This window comes from Pseudoalteromonas sp. SR44-2, assembly GCF_014163745.1.
GTDB lineage: Bacteria > Pseudomonadota > Gammaproteobacteria > Enterobacterales > Alteromonadaceae > Pseudoalteromonas > Pseudoalteromonas distincta.
In genome coordinates, this window is sequence record NZ_JACJDW010000030.1 from 25306 (window position 1) to 44696 (window position 19391).

The window sequence follows — 19391 nt, forward strand, 5'->3', positions numbered from 1 at the left end:
CAGACAATAAAAAACGCGCTACTTCTATCAATTAAAAAGAAGGGAGCGCGTTTTTTGTATCTGCCTTTAACCAAGTTCTAAATTAATTAAACGCTAGTGCAATCACTAATAATGATTAATCGTTATTGGTGCGACGACGGCGTTGGCCATTACCGCCAACAGATTCACGCTTTGCCCATGGGTTTTGCGCGTTATCACCTGTTTTAGCAGCTGGCTTTTTAGAACCACCACGGCGTGGGCCGGTACCATTACCACCATTGTTCGGCTTTTTGCTGTTAGGCTTGCTGCTATCAGATTTAGGCTTATTAAAAGGCTGCTTTTTCTTAGGCTTTTTAGCCGGTAGAGGGCGAGCATCTAATGCGCGTTCAGCTACTGGGTTAATAGGCTCAAAACCATCTTCTTCAGCACGTGGAATAAGCTCACCAATAAAGCGTTCAATACCGTATAAATCAACAGCATCATCAACCGTTACAAACGAAATCGCATGACCCGACGCTCCAGCACGGCCTGTACGGCCAATTCGGTGAACGTAATCTTCATATACATTTGGCAAATCGTAGTTAACAACATGCGGTAATTCAACAATGTCTAAACCACGTGCAACAATGTCTGTTGCTACTAGTACGCGTACTTCACCACTTTTAAAACCATCAAGTGCTTTAACGCGAGCACCTTGTGACTTATTACCATGAATAGCAGCGCCTGTAATATCATCACGCTCTAGTTGCTTAACTAAACGGTTAGCACCGTGCTTTGTACGGCTAAACACTAACACTTGTTGCCAATCGTTAGTGCGAATCAAATGGCTTAGCAATGCTGTTTTACGTGTTTTATCTACCGCGTAAACGCACTGAGTAACACTTTTAGCTGTAGTATTTTTTGCAGCAACTGAAATTTCAACTGGGTCATTAATTAACCCTTTTGCTAATGCTCGAATTTCGTCAGAAAATGTAGCCGAAAACATCAAGTTTTGACGTTTAGCAGGCATTTTAGCAATTAAGCGTTTAATGTCGTGAATAAAGCCCATGTCTAACATGCGGTCAGCTTCATCGAGTACAAGCACTTCAACACTATCAAATTTAACTGCATTTTGATTATGTAAGTCGATTAAACGACCCGGCGTTGCTACTAAAATATCAACACCTTTACGAAGACGCTGCATTTGTGGGTTAATTTTAACGCCACCGTAGACTACAAACGAGCTCACATCCGAATGCTTAGCGTACTCTTCAACGTTTTCGCTTACTTGCAAAGCAAGTTCACGCGTAGGCGTTAAAATAAGAGCACGTACGTGGTTACTTTTAGCTTTAGGGCCCGACGACAAACGCTCAATAAGTGGTAATGTAAAGCCTGCTGTTTTACCTGTACCTGTTTGCGCTGCTGCCATAACATCACGGCGTTCAATAATTGCAGGAATTGCTTGAGCCTGAATCGGCGTTGGCGTTTCATAGCCCTTTTCTAAAACCGCATTAACCAAAGACTGTGATAAACCTAAACCTTCAAAACTCATATAAACTCTCTTTTAAATAAGGCTACATTAGCCAGTTGCGCGCATTATACCTGTAGTAGCTAAGAATGCATGCCATTATTTACGTTGCGAGCAATTGAGCACCGTTCAATAAAATTAAACCAGTGCTCAAGTTGCTTAAAAATGCAAAAAACGGCCATAAGCCGTTTTTTGTTTATACTTAATTACTCTAAGTATTAGAGTTACTTAACGCCTAACTCACGCAAACGTTCTTGCAAGTAGCTATCAGCCGTGTAGCGCTCTGAAAGCACAACATCTGGATGCGGGTGTAAAAATAACGGTAGTGAAATACGCGATTTAGTAGATGCTTTACCCGTTGGGTTAATTACACGGTGAATTGTCGATGGGAAATACCCGCCCGACGCTTCTTGTAGCATGTCGCCGATATTAATAATTAAGCTGCCAAAATCACATGGCACGTCTAACCAACCGCCATCTGTTTTTTGAACTTGTAAACCAGGCTCATTAGAAGCTGGTAATACAGTTAATAAGTTAATATCGCCATGGGCTGCTGCGCGAATAGCACCTGGCTCTTCATCACCCGTCATAGGCGGATAATGAAGGATACGTAACAATGTTTGCTCAGAATCGGCAATCATGTCTTTTAAATCAATTGAAAACTTAGCACGCACATCAGCTGGTGCTTCAGCCTGAACCCAGCTTAATAATGTGCCAGCAAATTCACTTGCTAAACGGTAGTATTCACGTACATCAGCTTCAAGCTGGGCAGGAACGCGACCTTTAGGGTACACATGAAAGTACTCTTTAATGTCTTTTATTGTAAAGCCTTTCGCTACTTCAGATACTGAAGGCGGAAAGTAACCGTCTTGAGTTTCTTTAGAGAATAAAAAGTCGTGCTTTTGCTCTGAGTTAAAAAAGTCTTGCCAATTTTTGTAAATAGACTCAACTAAAGACTGTGGGATTGGGTGGTTTTTTAAAACGCCAAATCCAGTATTTCTTAACGATTCAACAAATTGTGCAGCCGCATCGGGAGCTTTATAATCAACAGTAGGTAATTGCATTGTACGTTCCAGTGAATAGGTTGTGTGAAGTGAGTTGCTTTTAATAGTGCTAAATTACTTATATAAAGTAGCAAAGCCTTCATTATAGCGCTATGCGAGGATAGACAAATGACCTCAAAAACATAAGGACATATGTCCTCAAGACATGGTCACCGACACTTTGCTTGATCAAGATCAACTTATAAAAAAACGTTGAATTTGCAAGGTTTAGTAACTATCTCTGGTCTACTAGGGCGTGCTGACCTTTGGTGGGTGAATTTGCAGCAGGCTGTTTGGTATTTAAGCAAGGCAGAGCCTATGATGTGTGGTTGTTCCCCATAAATAGGCGATAACGCAGCATAAATGCCAAACATGCGCTACCCTTTGGGTTCTTTCTAGGGACGATTAACTCTTTGTTGCTCGGTTTTTACTTAGTCCACTAGGTTACAAACCTCGCGCCGCGATTAAATCGCCCCTAGATTGAACAAATTTCAATCCACAACGGTCAACACGCCCTAACAGAATATATTTTATTTGTGTAAATAAGGCTCCCCATGCGACAAAAAGTATCTTTTAAAAGCGGCGATTTAGAACTTGCCGGCCAACTTGAACTTCCCTCTGGTGACGTTAAGTTTTACGCGCTATTTGCACACTGCTTTACATGCGGTAAAGACATTGCAGCAGCTACACGGATTAGCCGTGCACTCACACAACAAGGTATCGCCGTACTGCGTTTCGACTTTACCGGTTTAGGTAATAGTGATGGTGATTTTGCTAACAGTAACTTTTCATCAAACATTCAAGATTTAGTATCTGCGGCAAATCATTTACGTGAACATTTTGCTCCGCCGCAACTACTCATTGGCCACAGTTTAGGCGGGGCAGCCGTTCTTGCTGCTGCTGAGCATATTCCTGAAGTATCGGCTATTACAACCATTGGCGCACCGTCAGATGCGCAGCACGTAGCGCATAACTTTGAAGCACACCTTGATGAAATTAACGCAGCAGGGGAAGCTAAAGTTAACTTAGCTGGTCGTGAATTTACCATTAAAAAGCAATTTATTGACGATATAGCCAAGTACGATAAAAGCCACATAAGTAAACTTAAGCGCGCATTATTAGTAATGCACTCCCCTATTGATGCGACTGTAAATATTAGTGAAGCTGAAAAAATTTATGCATCAGCTAAGCATCCTAAAAGCTTTATTAGCCTAGATAACGCCGATCACCTTTTAACAAATAAAAACGATGCCGACTACGCAGCACAAATAATTGCAACGTGGGCAAACCGTTATGTTAAGTACGACAAAACTAAATACACGGCAAGTTTAACGGGTGGTAATGTACTTGTTGAAGAAAAAGACCATGTATTTACTCAGCACGTAAGTACAAAAGATCATACTTGGCTTGCAGATGAGCCAATAAAAGTAGGCGGTAAAAACTTAGGTCCCGATCCGTATCATCACTTATTAGCGGGGCTTGGTGCCTGTACGGCCATGACACTGCGTATGTACGCTACACGTAAAAACTTACCACTGGAGCATGTAAAAGTAGAGCTTGATCACACTCGCGATTACAACAAAGATTGCGACGATTGTGAGCAAACAGGTAACCTTGAAGCCATTACCCGTAAAATCACCTTACGTGGCGACTTAACTGAGCCAGAGCGTCAGCGTTTACTCGAAATAGCCGACAAATGCCCAGTGCATAAAACACTACATAATAACCCTGTTATTGTTAGTGAACTGGTAGAATAACTGCCGTAAAATAAATATAGCGCAGGTAACACTGCGCTATGATTTAACTTTTATATACCTAACTTTTACTATCTAAAAATCCCTCTACTTCTTTACTCATTCTACCCACCAGCCATTTTGGCCCGCCATCGTACATATCGTTATGGCGCGATTTTTCTATTAGTGTTTGTGTAACAGGAAATTTATCCAGCTCTGAATCGTTTAACAGCACATCCGCATCAGCTGGGTAATCACTACCGCGTAGAGTAAGTACGCGTATATTTTTATTGCGTGGGATCAACATGCGGCGATGATCGAGCGTAATAATAGTGCTAACTTCATTGGGGTAAATAGAGCCATATAATGCGGAAATATCACCGCCATTAGAATGCCCAAATAAGGTGAGTTTTGTAAAGTCGTACGCTGGGTATTTACTCGCTAGCTCATTAACTAAAAACTTAAGCGTTACTACGCCACGATGCCAGTTTTCCATACGTGTTGTTAAGTAAGGCTGCTCACGATTAAGACCAGGGTCGCTTTTTAGTTCATGTGCAACTGCTATTGTTAAATATCCACGCTGATTAAACGCATTACTAGCAAACGTATACTTCTTATGGCTAATCCCATAACCTGCGTTAATGAACGCTACAGGGCATTTTACTTGTTCAGTGCACTTAGCATTGTTACTTGGTCGTGTGATATTTATAGGAATAGTGCGCTTGCGGCTTTCATCAGTTATAACGCCATCGTTTGCATAGCCTGTTGCGCCGATTACTGATGTACTTATTACTGATTTACTTATAACTGATGTACTTAGAGCTAGTGCACTTAATATAAAAAGCTTTTTAAGTGTTTTTTGCATATTTAAACTTATATAAATTATTGTTTTTAATTAAAAATAACTTTTACTTTATAGGTTTGCATTCTCTATTGTCAAACTATGCGATAATAGCCGCCATTGTTTAAATATATTTAGTAAAAGATCCAATAAATGAAATCATACAATAGCATTCAAGAACGTATAGAAATCCTAGAAGACAAACTAACGGCAATACATGACGAAATCGAAACACTAAAAACCCCTGCTAAAAACAACAATGAACGTATTATTTTTAAGTTCATCGAAACAGGCAGCACAGGTAAAACGAAGGATTTTGTTCGTGAGTTAGGTATTAAATCACCACGTGACGGTTTGTTTTCATCAGGTGACGTTACAAAACTAATTAAAGACGGCGCTGAAGATATTTCACCCGCGTTATTAGAAATCGCAAGACAGCTTGCCAGTGCACGTAATAAAAATGGCCCTAGCCGTTAATTACGCAGTATCTAGAAGCCCAGCTAAGCTGTCGCTTCTAGGTGTTCAGTTAATCACAAAGCTCTATATTAAGGCTGGTAAGTAAATTAAGTGCTTCGAAGCGATCAAACTTAGCATTCGCTAAAATATTATTATTCAAATCTATATTAAACGCTGTCGCACCTACAAAATCACATTTTGTTAAGTTAGTTTGAAAAAACTCACTATCGCGAAAATCTGTTCCTGTAAATTCACTACCGCTTAAATCAGCATGTCTAAAATCAACATTTTTGGCAAAGCAGTGTGTTAGTTTGAGGGCTTTGAGGGTTAATTCAAAAAAAGAACTATTACTGAGCTCGCAATAATTAAAACTCACCGGTGCGTTAATACTAAGCGCTGGCCAATCTACGTCAGTCCATTGCAGACTATTTAATTTACAGTGGCTAAAACTTACATCTTCAAGCGAGCTGTAGTTCCATTTAAGTGACGATAAATTACAGTTTTTAAAGTTGCACTGTATAAATCGGCAATTTTTAAACTGCCCGCCTGAAAAGTCGCAATCGGTAAATGTGCACTCTTCAAACTCAGAATTTTCAGTTAGTTGCTCTTCGTGCTGCAAAGCATTAAATTGCTCGTCGAAGTAGTGATTATTATTTGAAATTGACACTATTAACATAGTTTTTAATGGGCATAGACGCTATTTTTAGGTAAATCTTTTTTAAGCGCAAGCACTGCAATAAAAATCAAAGCAAATAGTGGAAATAGCGCTAAACAGCCACCCACAAAAGCTAAAACCCCAGGCATAGTACTTTTACGCTTACCTATTTTGTAGCTAATTACAGCAAAAATAGGAATACTCAGCACAATAAAAAAAACTAAGAACTCACCAAATAAGGTTGCATTGATCGACATAATAATTCCTTTTTCGTCTGTTCGGTTAAAATACACTCTGCTGCAAATTTAACCACAAAAAAACCCTTAAGCATATAACTTAAGGGTTTTTAAATTTAGCTCAATAAGCTAAATAAAAATTACTCTTCGCTAGGTATCGCTTTTTCCACAACACTAATTGCAAGCTCAGCTAACGAATCCATATTAGGCTTACTAGGCGCGTTAGTTAATAAACACGACGCTTGTGTTGTTTTAGGGAAAGCAATAACGTCACGAATGTTATCGGTACCACATAAAAGCATTGCTAAACGGTCAAGACCAAATGCTAAACCAGCATGTGGTGGTGTGCCGTATTTAAGTGCATCAAGTAAAAAGCCAAACTTGTCTTGTTGCTCTTGCTCGTTAATACCTAAAATTCTAAATGCAGTTTCTTGCATATCTGCATTATGAATACGTACCGAACCGCCACCCACTTCGTAGCCGTTCAATACCATGTCGTAGGCATCTGAAATAGCCGCAGCAGGGTTTGCTTCAAGCTCACTTGCAGTAATATCTTTTGGTGCAGTGAATGGATGATGCACAGCATGTAATGTGCCTTCGTCATCTTCTTCAAACATTGGGAAGTCTACAACCCAAAGTGGTGCCCAACTATTAAGGTTAGTGATTTCTAAGTCAACACCAATCTTAACGCGCAGTGCGCCCATTGCTTCGTTTACTGTGTTACGCTTATCGGCACCGAATAAAATAATATCGCCAGACTGAGCATTAGTACGCTCAAGTAATTTAGTGATTACGTCTTCACTTAAAAACTTAGCCACTGGTGATTGAACGCCTTCAGCGCCCGCAGTGTGGTCGTTTACTTTCATCCACGCCATGCCTTTAGCGCCGTAAATACCAATAAACTTAGTGTAATCGTCAAGCTGTTTACGAGAAAGCTTAGCGCCACCCGGTACAGTTAATACAGCAACGCGACCTTTTTCGTCGTTAGCTGGACCTGAGAAAACATTAAACTCTACGTCTTTAACTAAATCTGCAACATCAACTAATTTCATTGGGTTACGCAAATCTGGTTTATCAGAACCGTAAAGGCTCATTGCCTCGCTGTAAGGCATGATTGGAAAATCGCCCAAATCAACGTTTAACAAAGTTTGCCACATCTCGCGGATCATTTTTTCAGTCATACCACGTACTTGATCAGAACTCATGAACGAGGTTTCTATATCTATTTGGGTAAATTCTGGTTGGCGGTCGGCACGTAAATCTTCATCACGGAAACATTTAACAATTTGGTAGTAACGGTCAAAACCCGACATCATCAACAATTGCTTAAATAACTGTGGAGACTGTGGTAAAGCGTAAAAACTACCTTTATGAACGCGACTTGGCACTAAGTAATCGCGTGCGCCTTCTGGCGTTGCTTTAGTAAGTACAGGTGTTTCGATGTCTAAAAAGCCGTTTTCATCTAAAAAGCGACGAACAAAGCTGCTTGCTTTAGCACGTAATTTAATACGGTCACTCATTTCTAAACGACGTAGGTCTAAGTAACGGTATTTTAAACGACGCTCTTCTGAGTTTACTTGGTTAAAATCAAGTGGAAGCGGTTCAGAGCGGTTAATAATTGTAAGCTCAGTACCTAAAACTTCAATTTCACCTGTTGCCATATCTTTATTTACTTGGCTATCAGGGCGTGCACGTACAGTACCTTTTAGCTGAACACAAAATTCTTGGCGAAGTGTGTTAGCTGAACTCATTAACTCTTCAATGTCAGAGTCGAATACAACTTGTACTAAACCTTCTCTATCGCGTAAATCGACAAAGATAAGTCCACCAAGGTCACGTCGTTTGTTGATCCAGCCACATAGTTCAACTTCTTGATCTACGTGAGTTTTATTTAGCTGTCCGCAATATATAGAGCGCATAGTTTTCCTGTCAGATAAAAGGCTTAAACGGTTATATTTATTTGTTTTAAGGCGTGTGATTTAAAAAACAGGTCACCACAATACAAATAAAGCCGCTAGCAATCTAAAAATAATCAAATTAAGCCCTGCATTATACCCAAGTAGTATCAAGATGCTAGGGCGTGTGCCGCTTTTGCCCCTGAATTTACAGCAGCTTGTTTTGTTATTTGCTACACTATCGCCACTTTATAATAAGGCGCTAGTTTGTATGTTATATATTGGATGCCCTCAGTGGTCGAGTAATGCATGGAAAGGCAATTTATTTTCAAGCCAATGTAAAAACGCCGATATGCTTAGCCAATACGCCCAACACTTTAACTCTGTTGAAGGTAATACCAGCTTTTACGCTGACCCATCGCCAAGTACCGTATTGCGCTGGGCAAACAGCGTACCCGATGATTTTAAATTTACGTTTAAGTTTAATCGTCGCTTTAGCCACGAGCTGCATCTTACTAATGTTCAAACCGAGCTTACTGATTGGCTTAACTTGTTCTCCCCTATTTTAGAAAAAACCGGGCAAATCATGCTGCAATTACCTAAAGCATTTGGCCCTGGTGACTTACCCAAGCTAGCCCAATTTATTAGCCTATTACCAAAAGAGATTAATTACGGTGTAGAAGTACGCCATACTGCGTTTTTTCAAAAGGGTGAAGCCGAAATAGCGCTTAATCAGTTATTAATGGCAAACAATATAAATCGCATATCGATGGATACTCGCGCCTTATTTGCGGTAAAACCAACAACCGAAGCGCTAATAGATGCACAGCAAAAAAAGCCTCATTTACCAGTGCACGCTATTGCTACTGGCTCAGAGCCTATGGCGCGCTTTGTTATCGCCGATTTACAAAATGACTATAAATCCTTTTATAAACCGTGGCTAAGTAAAGTAAAACAATGGCTTGATGAAGGAAAAAACCCTTATGTGTTTTTTCATACGGCAGATAACCGAGAAGCGCCATTATTAGCAAGGCAGTTTTGCAAAGACCTTGGTTATGATCACAAAGCATTAAACCCATTTACTGGCGAAAAAGAAGCCCACCAGCAAGCACTTTTTTAAAAGTAAAACGACAGAGAAACAATAATGAGTGAATACGCACGTTACTTTACCGGCTACCCAGCTAACATTGTTGAGCAAGTATTAAGCCTTATAGATAACAACAAGGTATGTGACTACTTACTTAAAAAGTATCCGCAAGCACATACCATTACTAGCGATAAACTACTTTATAGCTACGCAACCGAGCTTAAAAAACAGTATTTAAAAAACGCACCGCCGTTTGGTCGCGCTGCTTTTAAAAAGCAAGACGACATGGTCACCAATGCACTCGGTACACATACGTACCGAATGCAAGGTAAAACCCGTAAACACGATTTAGCGATAAACAGTGACTTGCTCCGCGCTCCCGAGCCGTTATTAAAAGCGTTAGTGGTACATGAGCTCGCCCACTTTAAAGAAAAAGACCACAACTATTCCTAACAACCGATTATTGGTTAAATGTTGTCAACTTATGTATGGCTATTGTAGGTCAGCATCACTAAATATTTAACTCAAAAAAGATGCTCTTTCTTCTTGCACTAAAAAACAATAATTATTTTATTTGACCTAAAGCTCGTCGAAAAATGTATGGTTAGCAGTTGTCACTACCAGAGTAAAAATAAGTAAGGTACAATTTTCTTTATTCAATTACCAAAGCTTAAAAATACCTAAATGTCATCTTCAAAAGTTAAGTCAGCCCCGTTGAAATATTTATCGTCATATTCACTTGAAGTACAAGAGCAAATTCTAAAGATGATTGAACAAGATTCATTAGGTCAATTTTTACTTAAAAAACATCCCAAAGTGCATAATATTAACAACGATAAATTACTTCGTGAATATGTCATGAATTTGAAGAATACTCATCTACGAAAGTCTTCCCCATTAAGTAAAGTTATTTACGATAAAAAAATACATGTTGTAAACAATGCTCTGGGCATGCATACATTTGTTTCTAGAGTTCAGGGAAATAAGTTAAAAAGTAAAAATGAAATACGCATTAGTGATATTTTTAAAACAGCACCTGAAGTATTTTTAGAAATGATTGTTGTTCATGAGTTAGCCCACATCAGGATCAAGCCACACGACAAGGCATTTTATCAATTGTGCCAACATATGCTACCAGACTACCATCAACTAGAGTTTGAGATGCGTTTATATCTAACTCAAGTAGAATTAAAAGGTCAAATTTACTAAGTCGAATAAGGTTACCGATAACTAGAGCAGCTACACGGATACCCCAATAAAATTGCAGCAACTTTAGATAGACTAATAAAAGATAGTCTTATTGTAAAAGTAGCTTTTCACTAATATTTAACAGCACCCCCTTCTCAATAAGAGCATCTTTTATTTTTGTAATGAGTGTTGGTCCAGCAAGGGCACGGACAATCGCAGCGATAACAACGAACAATGATTTTGAATTGAGCCGTTATCGTGCAGCTAAGCTAATGGTTAAATTAAAACTCGAAAGCTGCCAAGTACCTCAACATTCATATAACCGTGGTGGTTATGAACACCTTGAAATCCCAAATCTGCTTGATAGACAATTTGATGTTGTTTAGCCAGATACATTGTGGTGCGGTGATGTGAGGTATATTTGGACCGGCAATCGCTGGGCTTATTTAGCCGTAGTTATTGATTTATTTGCACGTCAAGTGGTTGGCTGGGCAATGTCGTTGTCACCAGATACTAATTTAACGCTACAAGCGCTTGAACTCGCATTTGAAACCAGAGGGAAACCGACAGTACTCATGTTCCATTCAGACCAAGGTAGCCACTATACAAGTTTATAATATCGCCAACGTTTATGGCGCTATAACATTACGTAAAGTATGAGTAGGCTTGGAAATTGTTGGGGTAATGGGCCAATGGAGCGTTTATAGAAGCTTTAAAACAAAGTGTATATGGAAATTTATAGACGCTTAATATAGCGTAAGTGATTACATAAATGGATATTACAACAATGTTAGGCCGCATCATTATAATGCCGGTTTAGCGCCAAATGAATCTGAGGTTAGATATCAAGATTCTAAAACTGTGGACAAAATTAGTTGACCACTACAAATGCCTGTAACTGAGCCTACGACTAACTATATTTTTATTCGACGGCCCTTTAATCATAAATTTCCACTCCTTTTCCAGACAGCTCTAAAGCCCATTCATAATGCCCTTCATTACCATTGAAGTTATGAATTACCCACGTTTTATGTATCCCTTCTTGAAACTTCCGGCCTATTTCAATTGCTAACGAAGACTGCACAGATAGAAACAGGTGTATTCTCCTAACTTTGGGGTCTCTAGATAGTACATCGATTGTTGCCAATAATGAACTAGATAATCTTTGCAGATTTTCTTGATTGAGTACTAAATTACGTTCAACTAGAGTCGTTGAACTTAAGATAGCCGTATTGTTTTTAAATTCAAAAGGAAGTTGATCTTGCAGTATAGGGGTTGATAAACCAACGGCTAGACCCACATTTCCATTTTCATCTGCCTTAGGAAGTGACTCAGTGTTACTCAATTGGATGTTGACATCTTCGTTATCTAAAATACGCCAGTCTGTGGAACCGTGCATTTTATCGAAATAAGTAATATTGCTAACGTTCCTTAAAAATACACCGTAAGCCACTAAGAATGGAATTCTAGCTAGACCACCTATATAGAGTTTTTCACATTGGTGGTGAAGGACAAACCTTTTGAACAGGTCAACGCAAACCTCAGCATTATAACGTTCAACTTGCTTTTCAATATCATTATCCTGAACACTCAATACGATCACCTCTCTTGCTGATCGTTGTTCAGATTTACTTAGAATCCCTGTAGGGAAATCATCACTAACTCCTGGCAACCCTGCAATTAAAACCCTAGCGGTATTTCTTGCTAATGACTTCAGTTCAGTAGAAATCATAAATGTTCCAATAACCATAGGAATTAGTGACAAAGTGAATGTCATCCAGGTCATCATGTTTTTTGACAATTCAAAACCGAGTAATTGATACTGTGGTGGGAGCACTATATTTATGCAATATGTCGATATAGGGCTACCCACTACTGATAACCCAATTAATTTTGCCCCCATCGCCGACAACGGATATGACTTGCGCTTGAAATCACAGAGTCTATCCCATAACCACTTAATTTTGCTCCACCTACTACTTTCCAATTTCGTACTCTCCAATTATTGATATTTCAGATCGCAGAGTAGATTTTACTCCCATCCATATCCGAATGTGTGTTTGTCCTACAATAACAAAAAATAACTTATCACCTTCAAATTTTGATTGAATAAGTGCGTTCTGCCAGTCTTGTTTATCAATCAGAGAATAGTTTGGAATAGGCTCAGGGTGACTATGCCAAAGTCCCACATAAGTTGAATGTTTATTACTTTTTTTCCATATATCATTCACTAACTTATTGTGTTCAGTAGAGCGATAAAATTCACAACGCCCTTGCTTATCTGATTTTTGAGGTGGGGTAAGTTGATCGATAAGTAATACCCCCGCTGAATTAAGGTGCTTACCAATTAATACACCGCCAGATTCAGGTGATTGCTTAGCTAATTGCCGAAAATCACATAATTTTGTCAATAGCTCTTTTGATACTCTAATCAAGCCATATCCTTTTATATCCATTTGCCATTCTTCAGTCATTGCAAACCCTACAATCATGATGCTGTTTTAAAGGCAATTGTTCTTTCAATGGCATAGTGGAGTATCTATCTGTTGTTTTTAGATTTGTTGAGTTATTACCCTTCCAGCTGATTGCTAGACCAGTTATAAAAGACTGCAATATTTCGATTGTCTGAGTTGCGGCCAACTCAGCAGTTCTGCTTGAATCTAAAAAAGAAAATGGAGTAAACACACCAGCACAACCGGTAAGATTTTTAGAAATAGACTGTCCTACACAAACAAGCGATAATTCACTCTCAGCTTTCAACTGGTTGCCATCAGTATAAAGGCATTGATAGCAGCTATCCTGCAGGTTTAAAGCAATGGAATGACCACCCAAACCAGCCGCTTCATTCCAACAAAAAACAACATTATTGAAGTTTCTGTCTTTTAACACTTGGTTAATTTGTAAGTTTACTGACGGTACGCCCACAGCAACCACAATAGCGTCGCAACTCACTAAATCCTTGTCATTGATGGCTTCAGAAAAGTTTAGAGGTTTGGTTTTAACTTTTATGTATGGTAAATCATTCTGTAATTGACGGGCTAATGAGTTAACTTTACTCCGTGTATAAACGTGACCTGTCTTTTTATCAGCTTCAAAATTTAATTCACGGCCTCCCAAATGATGTCGGTATAGATTATCGGCACTTAATATATCGGGGTCGACTAATACCAATTCTCCTACACCAGCTTTAGCCAACATGTTTACCACTTGGCCCCCTACAGATCCACACCCTACAACAGCAACTTTTTTATCACTCAATAAAATGTCACCGCCTCCACGTTCTAAGAGGTACTCTTTTGAATTCCGCCTAATTGAAAACAGTTCAATCTGCCAGTCGTTTGAATGTTCGACAATAGGGTGAGGTAAATGATGGTTAGCGCTAAATCTCAATAAAAACTGTGTTCTTTCACCATTGGTTCTCGGCATAGAGAGTAATACGTAAAATATATTAAATGAGCGACATTTCTTAACGAGTTTATTTAATATTTTTTTGTTTTGTTCACTTAGATGATTAAGCAAAGTAGTAAAATACTGAGAACTAAAATCTTTGCCTCCTACTGGAGGTAATACAGCGCTATCCAGAGGTAAATGCAATATTTTAGTAGCACGATACTGCCCTAACTGTTTTACGTTACTAAATTGATATGGCAAAGCCTTATTCCGACTACACATCACGACGGGTATAGAATTTTGAGGACCTTTTTTCTTCTCTCTTTCAATAACTCTCAGGTAAACCATTTCAGCTTTATCTTTAGCATGGTAAAAACTAGCAACGCTATAATTAGGTTGGTAATAACCTTCTAATTCATCTAGTAATTCGTCTTGGTATATTTTGAGGCTTACCCTGTTTAAGAGTTTAACTATACCTTCAATATATTGACAAATAATGTCATGTGCTCTCGTATAATCAGCAAAAACAGTATCGCTTTCTTCAATGCAAATAGTGCCAAATTGATTGACATGCGCCAGTGTTCCAATTAGAGCTTGATTGAGTAACTTAGACCAAGGTAGGCAGTAAGGAAAGCTCTCGGGGAAATATATAGCAACTTCCCACTTACGGTTATTTCCAATCAAGACGAAATTAAAATGACGTTCTTTATCTTCCTGAAAAGATTCTACATAGGATGATTTCAATTCTGAAATCATCCTTGAAAGTTCGACTTGGTTCAAGCGCTTGTACCTGTAAGTACGTATGGTGCAGTATTAGTTTGTTTACTGTCTTCAACTAAAGGGAAGTCATTACCAAAAACTTTGCGTAGAATTTTACTACATTCATGCTCAGATGCTTCATCTCTAGCAGCTTCTATAGCTTCAAGTAAATTTACAACTTGATTATAAAAGGTATCTTGCTGATTTTCTGTCATTTTATAATAAACATTTTTGTATGGCTGAACAGGCAGCTCTATGTGTATAGTCGATTTTTGTGAGCCACTATCGAGGTCCAAAGTCTGATTGAAACTGTTTTTAATACTTTGAACTACAGCAATTAGAGCTTCTAAATCACTACCTTCTTGGTATCTGAAAGCTTTTCGTGCTTGGATGGTCAAACCAATGGAAGGCGGTGCATTATTGCCATTGTCCCTGAAAGCTTTGGCTTTCCATTTTTTCAAGAAACGTGCAATACGGCGAAACTGTTTTTTGTGTTCAGCTTCGGTCGCAACATTACTAACCCATTGTTTTAATCCTTTGGGATCTGCAATCCACCACTTTCGGTTTACTATTGAGTGCTCTTTACCCCAGGCAATGTGATGACTTTCGTTATTTTTAGAATAAATTGCCAAATCTACATGGTAGCCACTGGCATAATTAACCGTAATGCATGGTTTATTGAATTCAACTGTTCGCTTATGGTGTTTATTAAGCTTATCGAATACTAGTTTTTTAAGTTTGTTTGAGTCGTATTCATCGTTTGTGATATTGAAAATAATCCCAACATCTATGTCATAGTCACTACTGGTCGGTTTAACGCCTGTGTTCATCGCATATGAGCCGAGATCAATTTTTGAAAACGTCAATGGCTTATTAGTATCAGGAATTTTTTCGTCCGTTAACGAATTGCGGAGCTCATTGATAAGAAGATCGCGTTTCTCTTTAAGAGTTGCATTTTCTTCATAGGTACCCATCTTTATGGTGTCATTAAACGTTATAAACTGTGCTTGTAACTTTGCCATGTATAATCCTTCTTACTGGTTATTATTTTTGTTTCAACTCAATTTTTTGTGTTGTCGGGTTATATCGATAATTAACAATCTGCCCATTCACAATAAGCTCAATAGCCGTATTTATCTGCTCGATTGGTACGCTGAACCACTCTCTCGGCTTGCACATATTGCCCTGTAAATCGGCTATTTCCACATCAATGCAAACATCTTTAAATACGGTATGGATTAAGTTTTCAAATTTTTGTGTATTCATGTTGTAGCATTCGTATTCAGCAACAACATTTACAGGGGCCATTAAGTACGTTGGTTCGTTTGCTGCATTGGCGATACGCTTGGCAACAGGTGTAGTTGCATAGCCAATTTTAAATAAATTTGAAATTGAATTAATGCGAGGGTCTTCACTTTGGCTTGATAAGATATAAATAAAGCCTGCCGATTGATCTTCTTCATTTATTTCGAAATCAAGCTCAGTAGGTATTATTCTTCTGCCAGATTCGTCTTTATAAAGCTCGGTAGCCAAAGAACGTAAAAGCATATTTGACTCTGTGCCATTTTCAAAAACAAGGTGAAGCCTTGCATTAACCTTTCCACCTTTCTTTTCCCTTTCTGCCATGTCAGCCACATAACACATGACACCATTTAGAACAAAGAACTCACCCTTTTGAATTTGTTGCTCACCTACAAACTTTGTCATTTCTAGGTAGCCAGAGTGTACTTTTGCATGACATTGTTTAAATAGATCTTCATATTCTTCAAAATTTTTGCACCTTTCCCTTCTTGCTACTGTTTTAGGCATGATAAGTGATGACTTAACATGCTTGATATTAAAAATACTATCGTCAGAATCACCCAGTAAACCAAAGTCATCATCAGCGAATATGTCTTCAACTGAGTTAATTTCTTTTACCACAGGCTTTGGTTCAGGTTGCTTTTTTGCTTTATATTCTGCCGCAGGTTCTGCCACTTCATGTGTTAGCGGCAACAAGTTAAATTCATCAAAATCAACTAGCGCATGGCACTGAGTGTCATTACCTCTAATCGAATCTAACCGTTTAAATAGCATTAGTTCGCTAATGTTTGCCATATTGTTTTCAGGCAACCGACCATTCGCTTTATAGAAGTCATTTATTTCTTGAAACTTCGCGACTAAGTGTTCATCTGCTGTTGGCGCTTTTGACTTCACTTTGACCGCTGTAAGCCCTAATTCATCATCATCGTTAATAAAGCTTAACCAGTCGTCCATTTCCATCGATTTTAATTTTTGCCATTCTTCATTTTTCATTACGCTTGCATCCTTTTGCGCTTTTCTTGCTTGATGTAAATTAAGCATTCAGCCAAACGCTTTTCGGTAAAGTCAGACGCATTTAAATCAGGTTCACGGCCATTTTCATGAACAAACAACTTCACCTTAGGCCATAGCAATTTCGCTTCTTCAAAGTCCATTTGAATACGGGTCGTTTCAATCGACTCTTGAATAAGCTTAAGCACATCAGTTGTTACTGATTTCGACAGTATCTCAAACGCTTTTTGGAATGGATTAATTTCATCAATTAAATCAATACTCAGTTCATCAATGTTAATAAATTTATCAGCTAAGCGAACAAACTTCTTACCGCCTTTCTCACTTACTTCCGCAGTACTTACCGCTGAATCTACAACAACATATTGACGAACCTCTTCAACTTCTTTTTCAGTTAAATCAGGATATTTACGCTGAATTATCTTAGGGATAAGTATTTTATTAACGACTTCTGGATCAACTTTACCTGCTGAGGCGGCAATCACTTTGTCATCTTGCAAAATAGCTGCTTTTAAATCAGCTAAGTCTGATTCAACAATATCTTTACTGCGTTTTGTACTTGGCTCTTTAAAACTACCGCCAATTTTCATTGTGCCCGGTGGTGTAGGCTCAAAATCATCGTCTTTTTTAGCTTTAAACTTAAAGTTGGGTGCCAATACTTGCTCCATAAGCAATGAACAAGTGATCGCTTTAAGCATGTTATTTACAGCAATGGTTACTTGGTCATTTTCTGCATCTGGCTGAGCTATGAGGTTAGTAAACTGCGCATGATTTTTGTTTGAACTGTCACGAGTACAGCGACCAATTATCTGAATAATTTCAGTTAACGAGCTTCTATAACCCACGGTTAATGCATGTTCACAGTATTCCCAGTCAAAGCCTTCTTTCGCCATACCTAATGCGATGATCACATCCATATCATCTACATTTTTTATATTTCGTAGATAGTTTTGAATAATATCGCGGTCATTTTCTTCAACTAAATCAGCTACCTTTATTACTGTACCGTCAGGTCGCGTAACGGGAATAACACCAGTCTCAGGGTCACGTTTGCCTGCTTCACCAAGCACTTCAAGGATAGCATCTACTTCATCATATTTTTCTTTCGTTGATTCACCTGAATTAACATTAGGAATATGAATGATGGTTTTCTTGCCGTAGTTTTCTTCTGAATTAAGTACTTCATGAATAACATCGGTGTATTTACCTTGGTAGAAGTGATAACCAATACCGAGTGATTTAAGGTAGTTATAACCATTAAGTTGCTCGTAATAGTTGAACGATACTTTATCAAATTGTGCTTCAAGCTCAGGTGTTAATACAGGAACACTATCACCACGGAAATATGAACCTGTCATAGCAACAATATGAGCATTACTGTTTTCCATAATAGAGCGTAAAACATCACCCAATACATTCTCACCATCGGCTGAAACATGGTGAAATTCATCAATAGCAATTAAGCAATCATTGAAAGCGGTATCTTCGATTTCTTGGAAAGCAAAACGGAGCGTAGCATGAGTACAAATAAGCACTTTATCGTTGCCTGCCATAAAGCGTTTAAAAGCTTTAGTTTTACTGGTTTCACCACCGGGTGTACAAAGGTTATTGTCGTTATCAACTTCCCAATCACAAAAGAAGCCATATTTGCTTAATTCGGTAGTATCAAACGAACCACCGATAGAGCGTTCAGGAACTGCGACAATAGCTTTTTTAATGCCTTGGTTATGCAATTTATCTAATGCCAAAAACATTAATGCACGAGATTTACCAGAAGCAGGAGGAGCTTTTAATAAAAGATATTGACTATTTCGCCCTTCATAGGCACGAGACTGCATCGCTCGCATACCCATGTCATTCGTATTTGAACTAGCCCCACTTTGGGCATATTGGAATTGCATTAAATTACGCATTTTGACCTCCTGTCATTGATTCATACTGATTAAATAAGAAGACTAATCTATCATCATCATCTATAAAGCCTTCTTTTTTGTAACAACTCTCTATGAAGTCATCTAGTCTATTGTGAGCTACTTTCAGTGAATCAGGCATGCTGTTCGGGTCATATAATTCAGATATTGTGAGATTTGGGTATTCTTCCCTTGCAGAAAGCAGTTCAATAGCTAGCTCTTCAATTTTTTCAATACTCTTTACATTTAACGTTGGCATTGGGAAGCTGTTGTAACTGTAGTGGTCAACTAATTTTGGCCACAGTTTTAGAATCTTGGTATCTAACCTCAGATTCATTTGGTGCTAAACCTGCATTATAATGATGTGGTCTAACATTGTTGTAATATCCGTTGATATAA

General features: G+C 38.5%; 17 protein-coding genes and 2 pseudogenes. 6 read left to right on the forward strand and 13 right to left on the reverse strand.

Annotated elements, in window-relative coordinates:
* Positions 1–115: 115 nt before the first annotated feature.
* Together H5115_RS16050 and H5115_RS16055 are read right to left on the reverse strand one after the other, a co-directional pair.
* Positions 116–1510 carry a DEAD/DEAH box helicase gene (locus H5115_RS16050; RefSeq protein ID WP_149594774.1) on the reverse strand — a complete coding sequence of 465 codons (1395 nt, stop codon included), beginning with the start codon at positions 1508–1510 and terminating at the stop codon, positions 116–118.
* Between the two features lie 200 nt (positions 1511–1710).
* A complete protein-coding gene (locus tag H5115_RS16055) occupies positions 1711–2550 on the reverse strand; it encodes an isopenicillin N synthase family oxygenase (RefSeq protein WP_008172584.1) in 840 nt (279 codons plus the stop codon).
* Positions 2551–3083: 533 nt separating this feature from the next.
* On the opposite strand from H5115_RS16055, the gene H5115_RS16060 reads away from it, so the two are divergent.
* Positions 3084–4286 (forward strand): bifunctional alpha/beta hydrolase/OsmC family protein, encoded by a 1203-nt coding sequence (locus H5115_RS16060; RefSeq protein ID WP_033040721.1) that lies wholly within the window; start codon positions 3084–3086, stop codon positions 4284–4286.
* 58 nt (positions 4287–4344) lie between these two features.
* Here the strand turns inward: H5115_RS16060 and H5115_RS16065 are convergent, their stop codons facing one another.
* The gene (locus H5115_RS16065; RefSeq protein WP_182756285.1) at positions 4345–5127 is read right to left on the reverse strand and encodes an alpha/beta hydrolase; all 783 of its coding nucleotides are present in this window, start codon (positions 5125–5127) and stop codon (positions 4345–4347) included.
* Positions 5128–5256: 129 nt separating this feature from the next.
* Here H5115_RS16065 and H5115_RS16070 point away from each other — a divergent pair, with 129 nt between their 5' ends.
* Entirely contained in the window at positions 5257–5580 is a 324-nt protein-coding gene (locus H5115_RS16070) for a hypothetical protein (protein ID WP_002959968.1), read from the forward strand.
* Positions 5581–5629: 49 nt separating this feature from the next.
* Here the strand turns inward: H5115_RS16070 and H5115_RS16075 are convergent, their stop codons facing one another.
* The 3 genes from H5115_RS16075 to aspS all read right to left on the reverse strand — a co-directional run bounded on the left by H5115_RS16075 (position 5630) and on the right by aspS (position 8369).
* Entirely contained in the window at positions 5630–6226 is a 597-nt protein-coding gene (locus H5115_RS16075) for a pentapeptide repeat-containing protein (protein WP_182738792.1), read from the reverse strand.
* Between the two features lie 14 nt (positions 6227–6240).
* Positions 6241–6471, reverse strand: a complete 231-nt coding sequence (locus tag H5115_RS16080; protein ID WP_002959972.1) for a hypothetical protein — start codon at positions 6469–6471, stop codon at positions 6241–6243.
* 119 nt (positions 6472–6590) lie between these two features.
* Positions 6591–8369, reverse strand: coding sequence for an aspartate--tRNA ligase (gene aspS / locus H5115_RS16085; RefSeq protein WP_182675658.1), 1779 nt, complete (start codon positions 8367–8369; stop codon positions 6591–6593).
* Positions 8370–8616: 247 nt separating this feature from the next.
* Here aspS and H5115_RS16090 point away from each other — a divergent pair, with 247 nt between their 5' ends.
* The 4 genes and pseudogenes from H5115_RS16090 to H5115_RS20270 all read left to right on the forward strand — a co-directional run.
* Positions 8617–9465, forward strand: coding sequence for a DUF72 domain-containing protein (locus H5115_RS16090; protein WP_182756287.1), 849 nt, complete (start codon positions 8617–8619; stop codon positions 9463–9465).
* A 24-nt stretch (positions 9466–9489) separates the two neighbouring features.
* Positions 9490–9876 (forward strand): annotated as a pseudogene (locus H5115_RS16095) (YgjP-like metallopeptidase domain-containing protein); the annotation flags it as partial.
* A 240-nt stretch (positions 9877–10116) separates the two neighbouring features.
* Positions 10117–10641 (forward strand): YgjP-like metallopeptidase domain-containing protein, encoded by a 525-nt coding sequence (locus tag H5115_RS16100; protein ID WP_182756288.1) that lies wholly within the window; start codon positions 10117–10119, stop codon positions 10639–10641.
* Positions 10642–10802: 161 nt separating this feature from the next.
* Positions 10803–11499, forward strand: a pseudogene (locus tag H5115_RS20270) (IS3 family transposase); the annotation flags it as partial.
* 58 nt (positions 11500–11557) lie between these two features.
* Here the strand turns inward: H5115_RS20270 and H5115_RS16115 are convergent.
* The 7 genes from H5115_RS16115 to H5115_RS16145 form a co-directional block, all read right to left on the reverse strand.
* A complete protein-coding gene (locus H5115_RS16115; protein WP_182756294.1) occupies positions 11558–12352 on the reverse strand; it encodes an SAVED domain-containing protein in 795 nt (264 codons plus the stop codon).
* Between the two features lie 244 nt (positions 12353–12596).
* Positions 12597–13094 (reverse strand): Mov34/MPN/PAD-1 family protein, encoded by a 498-nt coding sequence (locus H5115_RS16120; RefSeq protein WP_182756296.1) that lies wholly within the window; start codon positions 13092–13094, stop codon positions 12597–12599.
* Positions 13087–14790: a ThiF family adenylyltransferase gene (locus H5115_RS16125; protein WP_182756298.1), complete on the reverse strand. Its 1704-nt coding sequence runs from the start codon at positions 14788–14790 to the stop codon at positions 13087–13089. The genes H5115_RS16120 and H5115_RS16125 overlap by 8 nt, the downstream gene beginning before the upstream one ends.
* On the reverse strand, positions 14787–15791 hold the full coding sequence (locus H5115_RS16130; RefSeq protein WP_182756300.1) for a nucleotidyltransferase: 1005 nt from the start codon (positions 15789–15791) through the stop codon (positions 14787–14789). The genes H5115_RS16125 and H5115_RS16130 overlap by 4 nt, the downstream gene beginning before the upstream one ends.
* 22 nt (positions 15792–15813) lie before the next feature.
* Positions 15814–17064, reverse strand: coding sequence for a GIY-YIG nuclease family protein (locus H5115_RS16135; RefSeq protein WP_182756302.1), 1251 nt, complete (start codon positions 17062–17064; stop codon positions 15814–15816).
* Entirely contained in the window at positions 17064–18995 is a 1932-nt protein-coding gene (locus H5115_RS16140; protein ID WP_182756304.1) for a DEAD/DEAH box helicase, read from the reverse strand. Before H5115_RS16140 ends, H5115_RS16135 begins: the two co-directional genes overlap by 1 nt.
* Positions 18988–19251, reverse strand: coding sequence for a type IIL restriction-modification enzyme MmeI (locus H5115_RS16145; RefSeq protein ID WP_182756306.1), 264 nt, complete (start codon positions 19249–19251; stop codon positions 18988–18990). The genes H5115_RS16140 and H5115_RS16145 overlap by 8 nt, the downstream gene beginning before the upstream one ends.
* Positions 19252–19391 lie beyond the last annotated feature (140 nt).